Below are 19,854 nucleotides of genomic sequence, written 5' to 3' on the forward strand. Positions count from 1 at the left end.
CCGGGATTACTTGCTGCCGGCCTTGCCCGCCGCGAGATCGTCGGCGCGGGCGTGCAGGCCCTGCAGGTAGCTGGCGAGCGCCTGGATTTCCTGCTCGGTCAGCGGACCGGCGACCTGCGCCATGATGTTGAAGTGGGCAGCGTCCTTCAGCGTGGTGGTGCCGGCCTTGTACTCGGTCAGGCGGCGCACGGTGTAGTCCTGCATCTGGCCGCCGATGTGCGGGTAGGCCGGGCCCGGGTTGCCGGCACCGGTCGGGCCATGGCAGGCCATGCAGGCCGGCACGCCTCGCTTGGCGTCGCCGTTGCGGTACAGCTGCTGGCCGACTTCGTAGAACTTCATGTCCTTGTAGGGGCCATCGGCGACGACGCTGTCGTCCGCCAGACCGGCACCGGACTTCTGGGTGGCGAAGTAGGCGCCCACGTCGCGCATGTCCTGCGCGTTGAGCATCTGCGCGAACGGGGCCATCACGGCCGCCATGCCGGTATTGCGCTCGCCCGAGGCGAACAGCGCCAGCTGCTGGGCGACGTAACGCTCGCTCTGGCCGGCGATGCGCGGGTACTGCGGGTCGCTCGGGTTGCCGTCGGCGCCGTGGCAGGCCGCGCAGGCGGCCGCCTTGGTCTGGCCGGCCTTGGCGTCGCCCCAGGTGGTCTTGGCGAGGTTGATGTCCAGCGGCGCCGTCTCGACCGGCGCGTTGTCCGGCACCGGAACCACGGTGGTCTGTGCAAAAGCGACCGCACCCACGGCCAGTACGGCCAGTCCGGCAAGTCCAATAACGCGAGCGTGGCGCATGCTAAAGCTCCGAAACCCTTGACTGAGACGGCACCCGGAGGGGCCGCGAAACCGCCGAATTATCGTCGCGGCGGCCCGTTGCGGTCAATTCAGCATGGCGGGCGGGCCGGCCCGTGCGATCCTAGCGGCATGTCGAACCCCCTGAATTCCGCCAGCTACCTGCTCTCCGCCCATACCCCGCGCCAGTTGCCGGAGGACGGCGGGTCCGAGGTGGCCTTCGCCGGCCGGTCCAACGCCGGCAAGTCGAGCGCGCTGAACGCGCTGGTCAACCACAACCGCCTGGCCCGGGTGTCCAAGACGCCGGGACGTACCCAGCAGCTGGTGTTCTTCCAGGTCCAGCCCGAGCGTTATCTGGTCGACCTGCCAGGCTACGGCTACGCCAAGGTGCCGCAGGATCTGCAGGCGCACTGGCAGGCGTTCATTGATCGCTACTTCCGCACCCGCGAAGCGCTCAAGGGCCTGGTGGTGGTCATGGATATCCGCCATCCGCTGAAGGACTACGACCGCCAGATGCTGGGCTATGCGGTCCAGCGAGGCCTGCCTGCCCACGCGCTGCTGACCAAGGCCGACAAGCTGGGCCGCGGCCAGCAGGCGCAGGCGCTGCAGGCGGTGAAGAAGGACCTGTTCTCGTCCTTCGGCGACACCGTCAGCGTGCAGACGTTCTCGGCCGAGTCGAAGCAGGGCGTGGACGAAGCTCGCCTGGTCGTCGGCAACTGGCTGGGCCTGTAAGCGTCCGCCAGGCGGGTCGTCCGCTGTCGGCCTTGTTCGTCGCATAGACCTCCACCCGGCATCCCGCCGTGGAGGAGTCCGCCATGCGTTGTATTCCCCTGTCCTCTTCCGTCCTGTTCCTGGTCGCGGGTGCGGCCCTTGCCGCACCTCCGCCGATCGCACCGGCGCGGGTGGCAGCCGAGCAACTGCAGGTGGTCTCGCCGGCCAACACCGATATCGGTGGCAGCGCGGCGCAGCGCTTCGCGCAGGTATTCCATCTGCCTGTCGAGGGTTACCTCAGCCACGTGATGGTGCCGGCCAACTGCGGCGCGGCCCGGCTCCTGCGAGTGGAGATTGAACTCGTCACCGGCGATGTGCCGAATGGCGTGGTGGTGGCCACCCAGGAAGTACCCGGCACGGCGTTGAATGCCTACGGCCAACCGGTGCCCGGCATGCGGATGGTGGAGTTCGCCCAACCGGCACTGCTGCCGCCTGGGCATTACGCGTTCACGCTGACCGTGCCTGCAGGACGCCGCACCGAATACTGCATGCTGTGGCTGGCGCCCTCCGGGGATACCTATCGATCCGGCAAGGCGTACTTCATTGCCCGTGGCAATCCGCCGCACTGGATCGAGCTGTTCGATGCGTCCGGCCCGCGCGATCTCGCGTTCCAGGTGTTCGTGCGCCCGCTCTGAGGTGCGGGTGTGCGCGATCGCGACCATGGATGGGATGCTGCGGCGTTCCGGTGGCGATGAACGCGTGAGGGTGGTCACGTTATAGTGCCGCCCTTGCGGCGCCACCCGTCGGCGCCGCACTCCCCTTGCGAGCCCTGCCCTTGTCCAGCCCCAGCCACGTCGCCGACACGCTGATCACCGACCGTACCCAGCTGGTCGACTACATCGCTTCCGGCGAAAAGCCGGTACAGGACTGGCGTATCGGCACTGAGCACGAGAAGTTCGGTTTCCGCCTCGACGACCTGCGGCCGCCGACCTTCGACGGCGACCGCGGCATCGAGGCGTTGCTGAAAGGGCTGACCCGCTTCGGCTGGGAACCGGTCGAGGAGAAGGGGCACGTGATCGCGCTGACCAAGGACGGCGCGTCGGTCACGCTCGAGCCGGCTGGCCAGCTCGAGCTGTCGGGCGCGGCGGTGGAGACCATCCACCAGACCTGCGTGGAAGTCGGCAGCCACCTGAAGGAAGTGAAGCAGGTCGCCGACGAACTGCAGCTCGGCTTCCTCGGCATGGGGTTCCAGCCCAAGTGGCGCCGCGACGAGATGCCGTGGATGCCGAAGGGCCGCTACCAGATCATGAAGTCGTACATGCCCAAGGTCGGCCAGCTCGGCCTGGACATGATGACGCGCACCTGCACGGTGCAGGTCAACCTGGATTATTCCAGCGAAGCGGACATGGTGAAGAAGTTCCGCGTGTCGCTGGCGCTGCAGCCGATCGCCACCGCGCTGTTCGCCGACTCGCCGTTCACCGAAGGCAAGCCTAACGGTTACCAGAGCTACCGCTCGCACATCTGGACCGACACGGACGGCGACCGCACCGGCATGCTCGACTTCGTGTTCGAAGAAGGCTTCGGCTACGAGCGCTACGTCGACTACATCCTCGACGTGCCGATGTACTTCTCCTACCGCGACGGCATCTATCACGACGCCAGCGGCAAGTCGTTCCGCAAGTTCCTGCGCGGCGAACTCGATGTGCTGCCGGGCGAGCTGCCGACGCTGCGCGACTGGTCCGACCACCTGACCACCGCGTTCCCCGAAGTGCGGATGAAGAAGTTCCTGGAAATGCGTGGCGCCGACGGTGGCCCGTGGAACCGGCTGTGCGCGCTACCTGCGTTCTGGGTGGGCCTGCTGTACGACGATGCCGCGCTCGATGCGGCCTGGGACCTGGTCAAGGATTTCTCGCTGGAAGAACGCCACGCCCTGCGCGACGGCGTGCCGAAGCATGCGCTGAAGCTGCCGTTCCGCGGCGGCACCGTGCGCGATCTCGCCCGCGAGGCGGTGAAGATCGCCATCGGCGGCCTGCAGCGTCGTGCGCGTCTCAACAGCAAGGGTGTGGATGAAAGCGGCTTCCTCGATGCGCTGGTCGAGATCGTCGAGGCGAACGAGACGCCGGCCGAGCGCAAGCTCGCGCTGTTCCATGGCGAATGGAACGGCGACATCGACCGCGTGTTCCGCGAGTTCGCTTACTAGCACCAAATCGGGGCGCGGAGATGGGGCCGGGCACGCCTGTCCTCGCTCCCGGGATCTTTGCGTTCATGTCAGCGATGGACCGGCTCGCAGGGAGACCTGCTGTCCGGTGACAGGGGGAGACGGCGCGGAGCGCCGTCGTGGCGCGTGGCGTAGCCGGCGAGCGACGCATGGATCAGGTTCCCGTAACCCAACTGCTCAAGCGCGCACGCGAAGGCGATGTCCGCGCTGCGGACGCCGTGTTCGCCAGCCTGTACGACGAACTCAAGCGGGCCGCGCACCTGCAGCTGCGCCGGCACCACGACAATCTCGACACCACCGTGCTGGTGCACGAAACCTATCTGAAGATGGCGACCGGCGAGCGCCTGGCCGCCAATGACCGCGCGCACCTGCTGGCGATGTCGGCGCGTGCGATGCGGCAGGTGCTGGTGGACCATGCCCGCATCGCCCAGGCGCAGAAGCGCGGTGGCGGCGTGGACGCCCTGACGCTCACGGCGCGGCTCGGGGGCGACGAGCGCGCCGTGGTCGAGGTGTTGGCGCTGGACGAGCTGCTCGACGCGCTGCAGCAGGCCGACGCACGCGCGGCGCAGATCGTCGAGCTGCGCTACTTCGGCGGCTACGAGGAAACGGAGATCGCGCAGATGCTGGGCATCAGCGAGCGCACGGTACGTCGGGACTGGCGCACGGCGCGCGCCTTCCTGCTGGCGGAACTGGGCAAGTGAGCGATTCCGATCTCGAACGCAGGCGGCGGGCGTTGGCCCTGTTCCGCGAGGCCGTCGAGATCGCGCCCGCGGAACGGCCTGCCTGGCTGGCCCATGCGTGCGGCGACGATGCCGCCCTGCGTACCGCGGTCGATGGACTGCTGGCGGCGGACGCCAGTTGCACGGAACCGTTCGCCGGCGACGCGCTCGCGTGGGGCAAGGCCTTCCGCGACGAGCACGGCGACGTGGCGCGCGATGCGCTGGTCGGCCGCAGCATCGGTCCATGGCGCATCACCGGCATCCTCGGCCATGGCGGCATGGGCGCGGTGTACCGCGTCGATCGTGACGATGGTGCGTATACGCAGCGTGCTGCGTTGAAGCTGATACGTGCCGGTACCGATTCGCAGGCGGCACGCGAACGCTTCCTGCGCGAGCGGCAGATCCTGGCGCGGTTGCGTCATCCGAACATCGCCACCCTGCTGGACGGTGGCATCAGCAGCGAAGGCGACCCGTGGTTCGTGATGGAACTGGTCGACGGCCAGCCGATCGACCGCTGGTGCGACGAGAGGCAACTCGGCCTGCGCCAACGCATCGTGCTGTTCCTGCAGGTGGTCGATGCCGTGCGCCACGCCCACCGCAACCTGGTGGTGCATCGCGACCTGAAGCCGTCCAACCTGCTGGTCGACGGCGATGGCCGGGTGAAGCTGCTGGACTTCGGCATCGCCAAGGAGCTGGCGGAGAAGCAGCACACGGTTACGCTTGATCGCGCGCTGACGTTCGAGTACGCATCGCCCGAACAGCTGCTCGATGCACCCATCACCACCGCCACCGACCTGTGGCAGCTGGGCGTGGTGCTGCACCGGCTGCTGTCGGGCGCGCATCCGTTCGGCGTCACGCGGGAAACACCGGTGGCGCACCAGCTGCAGCAGCTCGATCGCGATCCCGAACCGCTGACGCGGGCGGCGTCGCAGGCCAGCCAGGAGCAGGCCGCGCATCGCGGCGGGCACAGCCCCGCATCACTGGCGCGCGCGCTGCGTGGCAGCCTCGCGCAAGTGGTGCAAGCCTGCCTGCGCCGCGATCCCGAAGCGCGCTATGCCTCGGCGGACGTACTGGCGAACGACCTGCGCGCATGGCTCGATGACCGTCCGATCAGTGCGGTATCGCTGTCCCGCACCGATCGTGCGAGGCTCTGGCTGCGGCGCAACCGGGGCCTCGCCACCGCGGCCAGTGTCGTCGCGGTGGCGTTGCTCGCCGGGACCGGCGTGGCGCTGTGGCAGGCACACGAAGCGCGCGCGCAGGCGCGCATTGCCGAGCGCGAATCGGAGAATGCACGCGCGACGCTGACATTCCTTGCCGACACGCTCACCGCGGCGGCGCCAGAACAGGCGATGAGTACCGAGGTCAGCGTGCGCCAGCTGCTCGACCAGGCGCGCGCCAAGCTCGACCGACGCGCACTCGAGCCCGGCGTGAGGCAGTCGATGCAGCGGATGCTGGGACGACTCTACCGTTCGATAGGCGACGAGCAGCAGGCGGTGGAGCTGTCCGCGGCCGGGCTGAAGGGCGTGGTGCCGGAGACGCGCGAAGAAGCGCTCGCGCTGGCCGAGGATTGGGTGACGTACTCCGATGCGCTGGGGGATCTGGAGCGCAATGCCGAGTCCCTGGCGGCGGCCGACCACGCGGTGGCCCTGCGCCAGCGCTTCGCCCCAGACGATCCCGAGCAGCAGCTGCGGGCCATGGCGCACCTGACGCTGGGCCATGTGGAGAAGTACGGCCTGGAATGGTGCCGCAAGCGGGCCGAATCCTCCCTCGCCTTTGCCAAGCGCATGCCGTCTCCGCCGGTGGAAGTGGTACTGGACATCTATTCGGACCTCAGCACCGCGGCGAATTTTCAGAATGACCGGCATCGCCTGTTGTCGGTGAGCCGAGAGGGCTTGGCGTACGCGGACGCAAACGGCATCGCTGCGGATTCGCCGGCGCGCCGTACGCTGGTCCGGGGCCTGGTGTCCGGACTGATACTGGAAGGCAAGCCCGCCGACGCGGAACGCGTGGTCCGGCAGGCCATCGCCGACGCCGAGAAGACCGGCGGCTACGGCGGCACCAGCGCGACGGTGTGGTACCAGACGCTGGCGGAAACACTGCTGGGTCAGGGGCGCTATCGAGAGGCACGGGAAGCCACGGACAGGAGCTACACGTTTTCCAGCCAGCGCGGCGAGGGTCCGCGCAACCTGGCGATGTCGCTATCCAACATCGCCACCATCGACATCATGTATGGCGATTACGCAGCAGCGCTGGCGCGCTCGAAGCGAGGCATCGCCCGATTGGACGAGGCGGGCGTCTCTCCCGACGACAACTTCCGTCGCACGATCGAGCGCGTGCATGCACGCGCGCTGGTGGCCAACGGCGCCTTCGAGGAGGCCGCCTCGCGCTTGGAGGATCTGCGCACGCGCGCACAGCGCCTGGATGGCGACGCATCGGACGAGTATGCGCAGGTGCTCGGCGACCAGCTGAACCTGCATCTGCGCACGCGCGACACCGCCCGTGGCGCAGCATTGCTGGCGGAGCTGCGTGCGCGCATGACACAGCGCGGCATGGCCGACAGCCACGAGCAGTTCGGTTACTTCTTCGCCATGGAAGCCACCCTCGACCGCCTGCGCGGCGACGCGGCATCCGCCGAGCGGCACCAGCGCGAGGCGCTCAAGCGCCTGCAGGCCAGCGCCAGCGACGTCGACGTGGCGATCGCCCGCGCGACCTTGGCGGATGATGTCGCCTCGCGCGGCGACAGGAAGGAAGCGCGCCGGCTGCTGGACGAGGCGCTGCCGGTGATGCGGGAAGCCTTGCTCCCCGGCGAACGCAACCGCATCGAGGCAGAGGCGCTGTCGACGCGCCTGTGACGGGGTGGTGGACGGACGTCAGCGAGAGCTGATCAAGCGATGCGGTCCGTCGCGCCTGCAGTGGATCAGTCCTCGCATGTCTCGATCCGCGTCATCGTGATGCTCGGCCCGGTGCCGCCGCATGCCTTCGCGCCGGGCCCCATCGCGCAGCCGGTGAGCGTGGTGTGCAGGTAGCCCACCTCTTCTCCCTCCTCCACGGTGTAGGTGCCGCTGAAGTCGGCGCTGATCACGCCGACCCCGGTCTTCCAGTGCATCTTCCCCGCGGCGTTGCCCGACGGGGTGAACGTCATGCCGCTGGTGACGCCACCTCCGCAGCCGACGCCCTGGATGGAGAACGGCTTTGCCAGGTCGCAGACGTCCTTGCCGCTGACGCCGGAACACCCGGGAAACACCGTGATGCGGTATGCATGCATCTCCTTGGTATCGAACTCCAACGTCGCCCGTCCCACGCCGCGCTTGCTGCGGGCCTCGAACTTGATCGTGGCGGCCTCGTCCTTGTTCGCCGGACCCGTGTAGGCGTACTTCGCATCGGCCGGCACCTTGCCGCTCGCCGGCTCCAGGCTGGAACCGCCGCTCAACGTGGCCGTCACGGTGCCGCCTGCCGGCGCGCCGTCGGACTTGGCGCGCGGCATCGCGTCCACTTGATAGTGGGTGGAGGGCTTGGCGCCTTTGCGCTTGGCGGGAGTGCTGGTGGCCTTGAGCTCCACGCAGCGACCGCTTTCCCACGGCGTCTGTTTGCCTGAGCCGCGCAGCATCATTTCCGCGAACAGGGTCTGGATCAGTTGCGCGCCCTGCATCAGTTGCTGCGTGCGCTGCACCTCGTCGGGCCGGAAGATACTGAAACCCTGTTCCCCCCGGTTCTCGAAGGTCTCGCGACCACCACGCGACCAGCCGGCACTGATGTCGACGTGCTGCGAGGCGTAGTTCTCGTAACCGCCCATCCTCAGATCCATCTTCGAAGACGATCCGTCGGGCCCCTGCATCAGCTGGGCATCGTCGTCCAGCCAGCGTTCGTAGACGAACTTCGAGTGGACGTAGCCCCCGGTGCCCTCCTTGCCGGTGACGCGCACGGACGAGTCGACGTCCGACACCACCGTCACCTTGCCTTGTGCATCCGGGCAGGCATCCATCTTCATCTTCATCTTGATCTTGCCGGTCAGGCCGTCGGCGATCTTGCCTTCGTACGTGTACTCCTGGCTGATGCTGCCGTCCGAACCGATGGTGACCTGCGCAGCGCCTTCCTTGCCGCCGAGCTTGATGGGCCCTTCCTTCGCCAGTTCGGCCAGCTTGTCGTCGGAGGCGTCGGCGACCATGCCGGACAGCAGGCCGCCGGTCATGAATCCGCCGAAAGTGCCCATGCCCAGCCCAAGGAAGCCACTCGACATGCCTTCGCCGGTGAACGCGGCGGGGATCATCTTCGGGACCTGCGCCTGTGTGCCGCGCGCCTGTCGTTCGTAGTCTTCCGCCAGCGCCTTGAGCGCGGCCACGGTCCGCGCCTCGCCACCGAGCGCCTCTTCGACCCCGGTGGCCTGCAGCAGCCGGTAATGCAGCCAGTAGTCGAGCGGGCGTAGTGCCTGCAGCGAAGGCTCCGGTCCTTCGGCGACGAACGCGTCGAGCTGCGCCTGTGTCGGTATCCTCGAGTCCACCGACGTGTCTGTCGTCGGGTCGTCGGTGCCTTGCGTGCATGACGCCAGCGAAAGGGCCAGCCCGGCAAGCGCGAGCAGTACAAACCCACGAACGTGTTTCGATGGCGTCACTTGCGGTTCTCCGAGGCTGTGGGTGTGCGCATGGCGTCCTGTGCGATCAGGGGGTTCCAGCGAGCAGCGATGGCGCATCGGGTGTCCTGAGCTGCAACAGGGCCGCCCAGTCCTGCCGGTTGAGGTTGCATTGCGCGGGTGCGTCAGGACTGCAGGGCGCGTCGCCTGCGCCACGCATGGGCAGGTCGGCGAAGCGGCCGGCGTCGTCGAGCCGCAGCATCCTCAACGCGACCGTCTGTTGCACGTTGCCGCCGACCAGCCATGCGATGCCGGCCTGCGCCGCCACCACGATGTCGCAATGCATCGGCAGTCCCGCGCCGCCCGTATCCAGCACGTTCACCAGGCCCGCATGACCCAGTGCGCGCGTCTGACCCCGCACGTAGCACAGCATGTCGCCCGGCGACGGTGCCGCGGCCTGCGGTGCGACAAGGCGGTAAGGGCCGGCACCCGGGCGCAGTGCCGCCCGCACGTAATCCACGTGGCGGGACGACGCGCTGAAGCCGGGCACCCGCGCCTGCCGCATCACCCACGACACGAACGCGGCTGACCACGGCGTGTCGACCACGAAGCTGCGGCACGCAGCGCCGGCCTGCCCGCAGCCACTGCCCAGCCCGCTGCCGTTCCAGTAGGCCGCGACCTTGCGCCATGCCTGCGCGCCATCAGCAAGGGCATCGTTTTCCGCTTCGTACACCGCCTGTCCACCGGCGCGGCCGTCCGCATCGATGAAGGGACGGAACCAGGCGTGGTTCTCCTGGCAGGCGATCGCGGCGATGCGCGTGGCGACGTCGGTCGATGCCAGTTGCGTGCGCAGCTGCGGGCAGGGATCGGTCGCGCTGGCCGGCAACGCGGACAGCAGGATGGAGCAGGCGAACAGCAGTAGCAGGGTGAGCTTCACGGGATGTCATCCATGGCAGTGCGGGCAGGCGCGGCCTGCCCGTGGCGGGCGTCAGAAGTTCCGCATCAGGCCGCGCAGCAGTTTCTTCGCGCCGCCTTCTTCCTTCTTCTCCGGGGCCTGCTTGCCGTCGCCATCCCCTTCGTCGGAAGGCATGCCGCCCATGTCGCCGAAGTCCATGCCCAGCATCGCCACCGTGGTGGCCTTGGTGCGCACGCGCACGTTCCATTCCGGATCCCACGGCTGCTTCGGGTCCGTGGGCTTCGGCGGCCAGGTGATGTTGGTTTCGGGGCCGTAAGCGATCATGTTGAGCGAGGCGAAGCCGCCGTGCTCACCGCCCTTGGCGGTGTTCTTGAAGATGCCCTGTGGGATTGCGCAGCTGGTCGTGCCGGGCGCGAGCAGCACCTTCTGCTTCAGCCACCGGTCGATGTAGGAACCGGTCAGGTAGTTGACCAGCTCATGGCCGGCGCCGGCCACCTCGGCGCTGCTCCATGTGGTGAAGTTGCGTTCGTCCTGCATGGCGATCGCGTTGAGGAAATAGGCTTTCGCGCGATCCACCGGCTGCCAGCTCAGGCCGATGCTGTCGGTCAGTTCGCCGCGCGTCTGCAGCGCGATCTTCGGCATGAAGTCCGCGTTCTGTCCCAGCTCGAACTGCAGCGAGGTCGGCACGCCATCGCCGGTGATGCGGTGCTGGCCGACCATCGACGAACGCTCGCCGACGCGCCGGTTGTTCTTCAGGTTGGGCCACAACGCGTAGCTGGGATTGACGTCGATGTCGCGGTCCGGGACGAACAGGCCGGGCGCGATCGCGCCGTCCTGCTGGAACTGCCCGTTCTTGATCTTGAGCGTCATCACCTTCGGCTGCCCCGGGCGCACGGTGGTGCCGCAGCCCCAGTACTGGCGGATGGTCACTTCGATGTCGCGGACCTCGTGCTCCCTCGGTTCCTCCACGTTCTTGCCTGGCGGCGGGGGCTGCAGTGCCAGCGCCTTGCCGACGCCGAGTCCCGCCGGTACCGCCTGCTCCGCGGCTACGCCCGGCTTGAGGCGGTTGTGCATCGCGATGTCCAGCACGTGCCCCTGGGTGGCAGGGATGTTGCGCGACTGCGGATACCCCTGCGGGCCCTTCTCGCCCCCCATCATCCTGCCCGCGAGCCCGCCGAGCATGCCCATGTCGGGCATGCCGGCCATCGAATGGGTGGCGACGTCGATCCACACCTGCGTTTCCGGACCGGCAGGTGGCGCGCTGCTGGCGGGCAGCGCGATGATCAACGCGGTGGCGAGGGCGAGTTTCAGCGGGGGTCGGCGCATGGCGTGCAGCTCCTGGGATAGGCGATGGGGTGGTATGCGAAGAACCGCATCCACAGGGGACACGCAGCGGAAAGCCGGGATCGGTCCTGGAGCGGGACCGGGTGCTCAGGCGCTGACGAATGGCATCGCGACGGCCGATACCCGCGCACGGGGCAACGGCCGGCGGCACGTACGCACGCCGGGATCAGGGGCCTGGAATCAGGAACAGACGCGGGCGTCAGGCCGCGAGGACGGTCCGGTGCGCGAGTAGGCGCGCATAGAGGGCGGCCCCGTAGTGGGGCTCGTGCAGCGGCGTCTGCAGGGTGAACTGGGGCGAGGCGGCCTGCAGGGCGGCGGCGAAGGGCGCCATCAGCAGGTCGCCCGCGCTGAAGGCCCCGCCGGAGTACGACACGGCGATGCGCTCTTCACTGTCGAAGGCGAGCCGCTGGCGGATCGCCAGCACGATGTCGGCCAGCTCCTGCCCGGCGCGCGCGTAGATGTCCAGCGCCGCACCGTCTGCTTGTCGCGCAGCGTCGGCGACGATGCGCGAGATCTGCGCGATCTCGGCACGTGTGCCCACGCCGGGGCCATAGATGCGCGCGCACAGGTCCAGATCGGACGCGAGTTCGAGGCGTTCGTTGACGAGGGCATGCAACGGCCCTTTCGGCAGGCGCCCATCGCTCATCCGCGAATACGCGTTCAGCCCCTGCACCGCGATCCAGTAGGCTGAGCCTTCATCGGAGAATGTTTCGCCCCAGCCGCCGCCGCGCGCGTCCACGCCCTGGCGCTGGCCGTAGCCGATCGATCCTGTGCCGGCGACGATGTTGATGCCGTCGCCGCAGGCTAGGGATCCGGCCCAGCCGCAGACCATGTCGTTGTCGCAGCGGTAGCGGTCGTGCCCGAGGATCTGTGCCGGAATCGCATCAAGGCGCGCCGTGGCATGGGTATCCTCGCCATGCGCCGGCAGGCCGAAGAACGCATAGGCGATCGCGCCCGCGTCGGCCACCGCCACTTGTCCCAGCACGGTGGCGATGCCGTCCGACAGGATCTGCTGTACGCCGTCGAAGCCGACTTCCGGGTGGTAGGTGGTGCCCGTCTGTGCCTGCGCCACCAACTGGCCGTCGTCGTCCATCAGCGCGAACCGGGTCTTGGTTCCGCCGCCGTCGACGCCCAGGTAGAGGCTTCCGGTCATGGCACCGAATGCAGGCGCACGCCCTGCACGACGCGGTTCACCGTGCCCTGCTTGTTCGGATTGTCGGGCGACAGTCCGAGCGCGCGCGATACGTGGAACGCGAACATCTGGGCGACCGTGACGTAGGGCCACAGCAGGTCGACGTCGTCGGCCTCGGCGAGGAAGGGCACGGGGATGGTGTCGGCCGTGGCCTCGGCCCGCGGTTGCGCACTGACTTCGATGACGCGCGCGGCCACGCGATCGCCGCGCAGCTCATCGACCAGGTCATGGTCGTACTGGCGCGTCAACGGATCGTTGGACACGAACACGACGACCAGCGTGCGCGCCTGCAGGAAGGTCTTGGGGCCATGACGGAAGCCGAGCGGCGTGTCGTAGCAGGTCGCCACGGCGCCATTGCTGAGTTCGCCCAGTTTCAACGCCGCCTCGCGCGCCAGTCCCTGCATCACGCCGCTGCCGAGGTAGACGACGCGCTCGTAGCCCGCCAGCGCGAGCGCCTGCGTGGTCGGGCCGGCGTGGTCGATGGTCTGCGCGGTGGCGCGACTGATCGCCGGGATGCGCGATTCCAGTCGGGGCGTGCCGATGAAGGCGGCGAGCGTGGCGTACATCATGCAGCTGAAGCTGGAGGTCATCGCGAAGCTGGCGTCGTGCGTTTCCTCGGGCAACTGCAGGGTCAGCAGATGGCGCGCAGGCGCGCGACCGAGCGCGCCCTCGGGATTGCAGGTGACCACGAGGTGGCGCACATCGGCGACGATCGATTCGACGAGTGCGACGGTCGCGAGGCTCTCGGGACTGTTGCCGGAGCGGCCGAACGACACCAGCAGCAGCGGCTGTGCCGGATCGAGGTGCAGGTGCGGTGCGCTGACGATATCGGTGGTCGGCACCGCGTCGACGCGCGCCGGCAGGTGGCGGTCGAGCAGGGGTGCCAGGCACTGGCCGATGTAGGCCGACGTGCCTGCACCGGTCAGGATGACGCGCGCGCGCGGATCCTGCGCGATGGGCCCGGCGAACGCGTCGATCTGCGCCTGCAGCCCCGCGAGAAGCGCGTGCGTGCGCTCCAGCATCAGCGGTTGCTGTTCGATCTCGCGCGCGGTCCACAGCGCGCCGCCGGCCTGGAGGTCGGATTCGGGGACGCCGAGGTGGTCAGGGGTTTTCATGGGGATGGCAGGCATGATGGTAGTCGTCCAGGACGGCACTGACATGCGCCATCGCCAGCGACTGCGGATCGGACGTCGCGCGGTCGTGGCGGAGGGCGTGCAATGCGTGGGGGAGGTATTGGCTGATCAGTGGCAGCGGCGGCGGGTTGTCGCGCAGGTTGGCGAACAGCCGCGCGCGTGCCGCTTCGATCACCGGATCGGGCCAGTAATAGCGGATGCGGTCGCTCAGGCTGTACTGCAGGTCGACCGTCAACGCATCGCCATCCGCGTGGTAATACCGCTGCCAGTGCTTCGGCTGTTCGCGCATGCGTTGCAACGCAACGTCGCGCAGGTTGGCGCGCTTGCCGGGCGCGATCCAGTCGCGTTCGATGGCATCGAGCGCCCACAGCGCCTCGCGCAGCGCGAAGGTCAGGCCGGGGCCGACCTTGAGGATGGCGAAATGGTCGCGCACCAGCGCCTGCAGCGCCTCGCGCGTCTGGTAGTCGGTGGAATGCGCTTCGTACACCATGCCCTGCAGCGGCACGATGGCGTCGCTCAGGGTCCGCGCCTTGTCGGGCGCATAGTCGATGACGTCATGATGGTCGAACTCGACACCCGGCTGCACGACGGAGGCGATGACGCGCTCCCACGCGCGGCCGAGGCCGGCGGCAAGGAATGCTTCGCGGTGTGCCTCGATGGTCGCGCGCGCTGCGGCTGGCGTGGTGGTCTCCAGGCCCTCGATGGCTTCGGTGGCGCCACCCGGCACCGGCACTTCGGTACCGATCACGTACACCGGCGGTTCGCCGCCTGCCTGGCCGTAGGCTGCTTCCGCGGCACAGCACAGGCGCACGGCACGGCGCACGATCTCGCTTTCCGGCAACGGCGTGGGATCGCCGGCGCAGGCCATCGAGCAGTCGAGGTGGATCTTGCGGAAGCCGGCCGCGACGTACGCCGCCACCATCACCTCGGCCTTGTCCATCGCCGCGTCCGCGTCGAGCGATGTCCATGGATTCGGACCCAGGTGGTCGCCGCCCAGCGCGATGCGCGCGGTGTCGAAGCCGGTCCGCCCGGCGATGCCGTGCACGAAGGCGACGAAATCCGCCGGCGTCATGCCGGTATAGCCGCCGTCCTGGTTGACCTGGTTGCAGGTGGCCTCGAACAGCACCAGCGGTGATGCGTTCTCCGCGGCGTGCCGCAGCGTCGCCTCGATGACGATCGGGTGTGCAGAGCACACCGAGGTCACGCCGACGGCGTGGCCTTGCTTGTGGCGGGCGATGAGGTCGAGCAGGGCATGCATGCGGTCGTTCCGGTCAGGCGTCGTGCGGGGTAGGGCGTTCGGGTTCCAGCACCAGCAGCAGCGAGGCAATCAGGGCCAGCGCCAGGCCGACCATCTTCAAGGGGCCCGGCACTACGCTGGCGAACACCAGCGACAGCACTGCCGTCACCAGCGGCGCGCCGGCATTGGTGAGCGGCGCGACGACGATCGCCTTGCCGTAGCGGAAGGCGTACACCAGCATCAGTGCGCCGACCGCATTCAAGACCTGGATCGCCGCGGTCATCCACGGACCGTCCAGGCCGGTATTGATCGGCTGGCTCCAGTCGGTCATCGCCCATGCCACCGGGGCCAGCAGCAGGGCACCGACCATCATGTAGAAGAAGATGCTTTCGGCGCTGACCGTGTGGTTGGCCAGCTTCATGAAGTACGCCTGCACGCCCCACGCCGCCATGATGATCAGCGCCAGCGCGAACCAGCCCAGGCCTTGCGTGCCACCGCCGAACGACAGGTCGAGCAGCGGCAGCGCGACCAGCGCCAGCACGATGCCCAATGCGCCCATCCAGCCGGTGCGCTCGCGCAGCAGCGCGAACGACAGCACGATGGTGATGACCGGCGACAGCGAGATGATCGGGAAGATGAAGTAGGCCGGCCCGATGGTCAGCGCCTTGAACAGCAGCATCTGTCCGCCGGCGCCGAGCAGGCCGATCGCCAGGCCGTAGGCGACCGCGCGCGGCGAGCGGTCGAGCTGCCAGCCGGTGCGCCACAGGATGAACAATGCAGGAGGCACCATCGTCAGCGACCACACGCAGTACACCAGCGTGTCGGGGAAGCCGCGCTGCGCCGACAGGCCGGCCAGCGCGCCCCACACGCCCCACAGCGCGACGGTCGTCAGCGCATAGGCCAGCCAGCGGCGGCGCGGTGCGGCGTCGACGGCACTCATGCGGCGGCCTCCGGCGTGGCCTGCAGCAGCAGGAAGCGGCTGAAGCCGGCGCGCAGCGCATTCGCCTTCGCATCGACCGTGCCGAGATCGGTACCGTTGAACAGGTCGCGGACGCGGTAGCGGCCTTCACCGAGTCCGCGCAGTTCCAGTGTGCCGTTCCAGTCCTTCGCATAGAAGGCGTAGTACATCGCTCCATCCTTGGCGATGGCGTGCGTCTCCGGCGCATCGAAGCCGATGTCGTACAGCTCGCCGCGATAGTCGCCCAGCGGCAGCATATGTTCGCGGTAAAGCGCGACCCACTTCTTCCACAGCACTTCCTTTTCCGGCGTCAGCACGTAACCGCCTTCGGGCAGCGGTGCGGTCGGATTGTCGGTGTCGCGCGGCCAGGTGAACTTGGACGAGATCACCGCGCCGATGCCGATGCTGGAGGCGAAATCGTCGCGGCCATCGGCCAGTTCCACATGGTCGCCCGCGTAGCTGCTGCCGCGCCCCATCAGTGCCTTGACGCTCTTGCCCTTGCTGCGCACCTGCCAGGACGACAACGGATCGGACGAGGGGAACTGGTCGGTCGCCGGCAGGTTGTGGAAGGCGAACGCGGTGCCGCACGGGCACAGCTCGACCACGGCGTCCGGATTGATATCGTGCGCGGCCTTGTAGATCGCGTTCCAGAAGTCGGGCAGCTTCTCGCAGGAATCGTTCGGGCTGGCGTGCTTGTGCGCCGGGTTGTGGCACGGCGCGACCGCGTTGAGGTGCTGGCCGTCGAGCTTGATGCCTTCGAAGCCCCAGTCGCCAATGGCCTTCTTCACCAGCGCGACGTAATAGTCGATGGTGGGCTGGTAGGCCGGGCATTGGGTCAGCGCATTCCACCAGCTGACCTTCTGGAAGGAGCCGTACTCGTCGAGCAGCAGCATGTCGCTGTGTTTGTAGAGGACTTCGCTGCCGGGATCGGCGGCCAGCGGCGCCAGCCACAGGCGCGGGCGCAGGCCCTCGGCGCGCACCGCCTTCACGAATGCACGCATGTCCTCGTCGCCGCGCGGGAACTTCCTGCGGTCGATCTGCCAGTCGCCTTCGTTGGTCTGCCAGCCATCGTCGAGCACGGCCCACTGGAAGCCGACCTCGCGCACCTTCGGCAGCGTCGCCAGGATCTGCGCAACGGTGAAGTCGCGCTCGTAACCCCAGGCGCACCAGGTGGATTCGAAGGCGGAGGCCGGCGCCCGCGGCGCAGCGATGCCTTCGGCCCTCATGAAGTCGCGGTAGAGGACGAGCGGAGCGAAATGGTCGCCGGTGTGCGCGCACAGGAAGGTGCGTTCGGTGGAGAGCGCCTGGCCCGGCGCCAGCGTCACCGCCTGCGCGCCTTCCACGGCGATGCTGGCGCCCTTGCCGGTCTTGCGCACGGGCAGGTCGAGCGTGCGCGGCACGGGCTCGACATGGCCGACGGCCAGGCCCACGTCGCGGCGCCAGATGTTCGCGACCGGCGTACCGCCGCCGTAATCGGAGGCGTCCATGCCCAGCGTGTTGCGCTGGTCGAAGTCGTTGTCGAGCGGCTGCACCCAGTCGCGGCGGTCTTCGTGCGTGGTGCCGGAGAAGCTCCAGAAACCGCCGGGCGCATCGGCCAGTTCGTGCGCGGCCGAGCGCCAGCCGGCCACGTCGATTGGCTGCGAGCCGGTGTTGCGGTAGCGCACCTGCATCAGGGCCAGGCCGGGAGACTGTTCGAAGAAGGTCACGGCGACCTGCTTCTCGATACCCTGCTTCGACACGCCGGTGAAGACGTGGCGCAGGCCGGCGCCATGGCGCGCGTCGGTCACCCCTTGCCGCTCCTCGCCACTGAAGGCAAAGGTATCGATGGCGCCGCCGTCCTTCAGCAGCAGCACTTCGCTGGCCTGGAACGGTGTCAGGGTCTTGCCCCGGTAGGCGACGCGGGTGCGCATGGCGCGATCGAACGTCAGCGACAGCAGGGCATCCTGGGCCGTCATGGCGGCGCTGCCGGCGGCCAGGGCGCGGCCCGGCATCCAGGGCAGGGCGGCCAGGGCGGCGCTGCCGACGGCAAGCTTCAAGACGGTGCGGCGACCAATGGGTGGCATGGGCGGCATTCCGGTTGAGGTGCGACCGATTGTGCGCGAGTCCATGGAGTTGATGCAACACTTTTGTTGCGATATGTTTCGTTTCATGTTTCGTTACGGTGCAGGTAGCGTGATGATCAAGCGGTGGAAAGTGGCGGTCGCGGCCGCCGTCCTGGGCTGGGCAGGCAGTGGTCTGGCGCAGCCGTCGTCGACGCCCTATGGCATGGACGATTTCGCGCGCGTCCCCAAGTTCGACGCCCATGTGCACGCCAACGTCGACCATCCGGCGTTTCTGGAACAGGCGCGCCAGGACGGATTCGAGCTGATGTCGATCAATGTCGACTACCCGGACTTCCCGAGCATCGCCGACCAGCATGCCGTGGCGATCGCGCTCGCCAAGGCCGATCCCGCGAGGCTGCACTGGGCGGCGACGTTCTCGATGGACGACTTCGGCAAGCCCGGCTGGGCCGATCGCGTCAACGCCGGTCTCGCAGAAGCGAAATCCGAAGGCGCGCGCGCGGTGAAGATCTGGAAGAACGTCGGCATGATCGAGAAGGACGCCGACGGCCGGCTGATCATGCTCGACCATCCCGGCCTGTCGCCGGTGGCGGAGCAGGTGCGCTCGCTGGGTCTGGTGCTGATCGGCCACCAGGGCGAACCGCACAACTGTTGGCTGCCGCTGGATCAGATGACCACGGACAACGATCGCGAGTACTTCCGCAACCATCCGCAGTACCACATGTACCTGCATCCGGATCAGCCCAGCTACGACGACCAGATCGCCACGCGCGACCGTTTCGTCGCGGCGCATCCGGGACTGCGCTTCGTCGGGGCGCATATGGGCAGCCTGGAGTACGACGTCGATCGCCTGGGCGCGTTCCTGGATCGGTTCCCGGACGCCACCGTCGATCTGGCCGCGCGCATGAGCCAGGTGCAGTACCAGTCGTTGCGCGACCGCGAGAAGGTGCGCGGCTTCTTCATCCGTTACCAGGACAGGCTGCTCTACGGCACCGACCTGACCGTCAATCCGGATACCGAGCCGGCCGAGTTCCGGGCGGCGGCGCACGCCGTATGGACCGCGGACTGGCGCTATCTGGCGACCGATGGGGTGCAGCGCGTGGACACGCTCGATGCCGACGTGCCCGGACTGGCGTTGCCGCGCGAGGTCATCGACAAGGTCTACTACCGCAATGCCGTGCGCGTGTTCGGCACCGCGTCGCGCAACTAGGCGAGGATGATCTCGAAGCCGAGCTGTTCGGCCGCCTGGACGATGTCGCTCGGCGCACCGCGGTCGGTGATCAGCACGTTGAGGTCGCCGACCGGCACGATGCGGTGCAGGCAGATCTTGCCGAACTTGGAGCTGTCGGTGATCGCCACCACCACGCGCGCCGCTTCCACCATCTTGCGGTTGAGCATGGCTTCCGGCTCGTAGTGCGTGGTGATGCCGCGCTCCAGGTCCAGGCCGTCCACGCCGAGGAACAGCATGTCCACGTGCAGGGCGTCCAGCGCCTCGACGGTCAGGCCGCCGTAGAAGGCCATGTTCTTGCGGCGCAGCTCGCCGCCCAGCATGACGATGTTGATGTTGTTCTTGGGCGCCAGCGCGCCGAGGACGCCGAAATCGTTGGTGACCACGGTGACGTCGATGTTCGGCAGCGACTCGGCCAGCTGGATGGCGGTGGTGCCGGAGTCGATGGCGATGGTATCGCCGGCCTTGACCAGTGCGGCCGCGCGCTGGCCGATGCGCCGCTTTTCGTCCAGGTGGGAGGTCCGCTTGGCTTCGTAGTGCGGCTCGCTGCTGGCGCTGCTGCTGGTGCCGACCACGCTGCTGTCGATCGCGCCGCCGTAGGCGCGGGCCATCACGCCGCGCTCGGCCAGGTAGCGCAGGTCCTTGCGCACCGTCTGCATGCTCACCCCGAACCGGCGGGCGAGCGTGGCCACCTGGACGCTGCCGTGCTGGCGCACGAGCTCGCTGATCTGCAGGCGGCGTTGGCTGGTATCACGGGTGGCGGACATGGGACCTCCTTGTAGCGC

At 68.3% G+C, this 19,854-nt stretch carries 16 protein-coding genes; 6 read left to right on the plus strand and 10 right to left on the minus strand.

The genetic code is table 11. The features are described from left to right. Positions 1-6 precede the first annotated feature (6 nt). A complete protein-coding gene (locus IB230_RS18400; protein WP_192274309.1) occupies positions 7-789 on the minus strand; it encodes a c-type cytochrome in 783 nt (260 codons plus the stop codon). Positions 790-918: 129 nt separating this feature from the next. Between IB230_RS18400 and yihA the strand changes: the two genes are divergently transcribed. From yihA to IB230_RS18425, 5 genes are all read left to right on the plus strand, one after another. After that, positions 919-1,518 (plus strand): ribosome biogenesis GTP-binding protein YihA/YsxC, encoded by a 600-nt coding sequence (gene yihA / locus IB230_RS18405; RefSeq protein ID WP_192274310.1) that lies wholly within the window; start codon positions 919-921, stop codon positions 1,516-1,518. Positions 1,519-1,601: 83 nt separating this feature from the next. Then, entirely contained in the window at positions 1,602-2,192 is a 591-nt protein-coding gene (locus tag IB230_RS18410; protein WP_192274311.1) for a hypothetical protein, read from the plus strand. A gap of 140 nt (positions 2,193-2,332) precedes the next feature. Beyond that, on the plus strand, positions 2,333-3,697 hold the full coding sequence (locus tag IB230_RS18415) for a glutamate--cysteine ligase (RefSeq protein WP_192274312.1): 1,365 nt from the start codon (positions 2,333-2,335) through the stop codon (positions 3,695-3,697). 167 nt (positions 3,698-3,864) lie between these two features. Beyond that, positions 3,865-4,416 carry an ECF-type sigma factor gene (locus tag IB230_RS18420; RefSeq protein WP_192274313.1) on the plus strand — a complete coding sequence of 184 codons (552 nt, stop codon included), beginning with the start codon at positions 3,865-3,867 and terminating at the stop codon, positions 4,414-4,416. After that, a complete protein-coding gene (locus IB230_RS18425) occupies positions 4,413-7,286 on the plus strand; it encodes a serine/threonine-protein kinase (RefSeq protein ID WP_192274314.1) in 2,874 nt (957 codons plus the stop codon). Before IB230_RS18420 ends, IB230_RS18425 begins: the two co-directional genes overlap by 4 nt. A 65-nt stretch (positions 7,287-7,351) precedes the next feature. Here IB230_RS18425 and IB230_RS18430 read toward each other — a convergent pair whose 3' ends face one another. The 8 genes from IB230_RS18430 to IB230_RS18465 all read right to left on the minus strand — a co-directional run bounded on the left by IB230_RS18430 (position 7,352) and on the right by IB230_RS18465 (position 17,844). Then, on the minus strand, positions 7,352-9,043 hold the full coding sequence (locus tag IB230_RS18430) for a hypothetical protein (RefSeq protein ID WP_192274315.1): 1,692 nt from the start codon (positions 9,041-9,043) through the stop codon (positions 7,352-7,354). Between the two features lie 46 nt (positions 9,044-9,089). Continuing rightward, complete coding sequence (locus IB230_RS18435; protein WP_192274316.1) at positions 9,090-9,938, minus strand: DUF2272 domain-containing protein; 849 nt, start codon at positions 9,936-9,938, stop codon at positions 9,090-9,092. Positions 9,939-9,989: 51 nt separating this feature from the next. After that, on the minus strand, positions 9,990-11,243 hold the full coding sequence (locus IB230_RS18440; protein WP_192274317.1) for a hypothetical protein: 1,254 nt from the start codon (positions 11,241-11,243) through the stop codon (positions 9,990-9,992). A 217-nt stretch (positions 11,244-11,460) separates the two neighbouring features. Next, positions 11,461-12,414, minus strand: a complete 954-nt coding sequence (locus IB230_RS18445; protein ID WP_192274318.1) for a BadF/BadG/BcrA/BcrD ATPase family protein — start codon at positions 12,412-12,414, stop codon at positions 11,461-11,463. Beyond that, positions 12,411-13,568, minus strand: a complete 1,158-nt coding sequence (locus IB230_RS18450; RefSeq protein ID WP_225589661.1) for an SIS domain-containing protein — start codon at positions 13,566-13,568, stop codon at positions 12,411-12,413. The genes IB230_RS18445 and IB230_RS18450 overlap by 4 nt, the downstream gene beginning before the upstream one ends. After that, complete coding sequence (locus IB230_RS18455) at positions 13,555-14,844, minus strand: D-tagatose-bisphosphate aldolase, class II, non-catalytic subunit (protein ID WP_192274320.1); 1,290 nt, start codon at positions 14,842-14,844, stop codon at positions 13,555-13,557. Before IB230_RS18455 ends, IB230_RS18450 begins: the two co-directional genes overlap by 14 nt. Positions 14,845-14,857: 13 nt before the next feature. Next, entirely contained in the window at positions 14,858-15,763 is a 906-nt protein-coding gene (locus IB230_RS18460; protein WP_192274321.1) for a DMT family transporter, read from the minus strand. Beyond that, a complete protein-coding gene (locus IB230_RS18465; protein ID WP_192274322.1) occupies positions 15,760-17,844 on the minus strand; it encodes a glycoside hydrolase family 36 protein in 2,085 nt (694 codons plus the stop codon). The genes IB230_RS18460 and IB230_RS18465 overlap by 4 nt, the downstream gene beginning before the upstream one ends. Positions 17,845-17,929: 85 nt before the next feature. On the opposite strand from IB230_RS18465, the gene IB230_RS18470 reads away from it, so the two are divergent. Continuing rightward, a complete protein-coding gene (locus tag IB230_RS18470; RefSeq protein WP_192274323.1) occupies positions 17,930-19,051 on the plus strand; it encodes an amidohydrolase family protein in 1,122 nt (373 codons plus the stop codon). Here IB230_RS18470 and IB230_RS18475 read toward each other — a convergent pair. Then, positions 19,048-19,836 (minus strand): DeoR/GlpR family DNA-binding transcription regulator, encoded by a 789-nt coding sequence (locus tag IB230_RS18475; RefSeq protein ID WP_192274324.1) that lies wholly within the window; start codon positions 19,834-19,836, stop codon positions 19,048-19,050. The two genes, IB230_RS18470 and IB230_RS18475, sit on opposite strands and share 4 nt — an antisense overlap. Positions 19,837-19,854 lie beyond the last annotated feature (18 nt).

Origin of the sequence: Pseudoxanthomonas sp. PXM01 (assembly GCF_014851815.1) — a bacterium.
Classification (GTDB): Bacteria; Pseudomonadota; Gammaproteobacteria; order Xanthomonadales; family Xanthomonadaceae; genus Pseudoxanthomonas_A.

Bases quoted from the DNA above. Each gene is read 5' to 3' on its own strand.
- IB230_RS18400 (WP_192274309.1), bottom strand. From the start codon at position 789: ATGCGCCACGCTCGCGTTATTGGACTTGCCGGACTGGCCGTACTGGCC.
- yihA (WP_192274310.1), top strand. From the start codon at position 919: ATGTCGAACCCCCTGAATTCCGCCAGCTACCTGCTCTCCGCCCATACC.
- IB230_RS18410 (WP_192274311.1), top strand. From the start codon at position 1,602: ATGCGTTGTATTCCCCTGTCCTCTTCCGTCCTGTTCCTGGTCGCGGGT.
- IB230_RS18420 (WP_192274313.1), top strand. From the start codon at position 3,865: ATGGATCAGGTTCCCGTAACCCAACTGCTCAAGCGCGCACGCGAAGGC.
- IB230_RS18440 (WP_192274317.1), bottom strand. From the start codon at position 11,243: ATGCGCCGACCCCCGCTGAAACTCGCCCTCGCCACCGCGTTGATCATC.
- IB230_RS18445 (WP_192274318.1), bottom strand. From the start codon at position 12,414: ATGACCGGAAGCCTCTACCTGGGCGTCGACGGCGGCGGAACCAAGACC.
- IB230_RS18450 (WP_225589661.1), bottom strand. From the start codon at position 13,568: ATGAAAACCCCTGACCACCTCGGCGTCCCCGAATCCGACCTCCAGGCC.
- IB230_RS18455 (WP_192274320.1), bottom strand. From the start codon at position 14,844: ATGCATGCCCTGCTCGACCTCATCGCCCGCCACAAGCAAGGCCACGCC.
- IB230_RS18460 (WP_192274321.1), bottom strand. From the start codon at position 15,763: ATGAGTGCCGTCGACGCCGCACCGCGCCGCCGCTGGCTGGCCTATGCG.
- IB230_RS18465 (WP_192274322.1), bottom strand. From the start codon at position 17,844: ATGCCACCCATTGGTCGCCGCACCGTCTTGAAGCTTGCCGTCGGCAGC.
- IB230_RS18470 (WP_192274323.1), top strand. From the start codon at position 17,930: ATGTTTCGTTACGGTGCAGGTAGCGTGATGATCAAGCGGTGGAAAGTG.
- IB230_RS18475 (WP_192274324.1), bottom strand. From the start codon at position 19,836: ATGTCCGCCACCCGTGATACCAGCCAACGCCGCCTGCAGATCAGCGAG.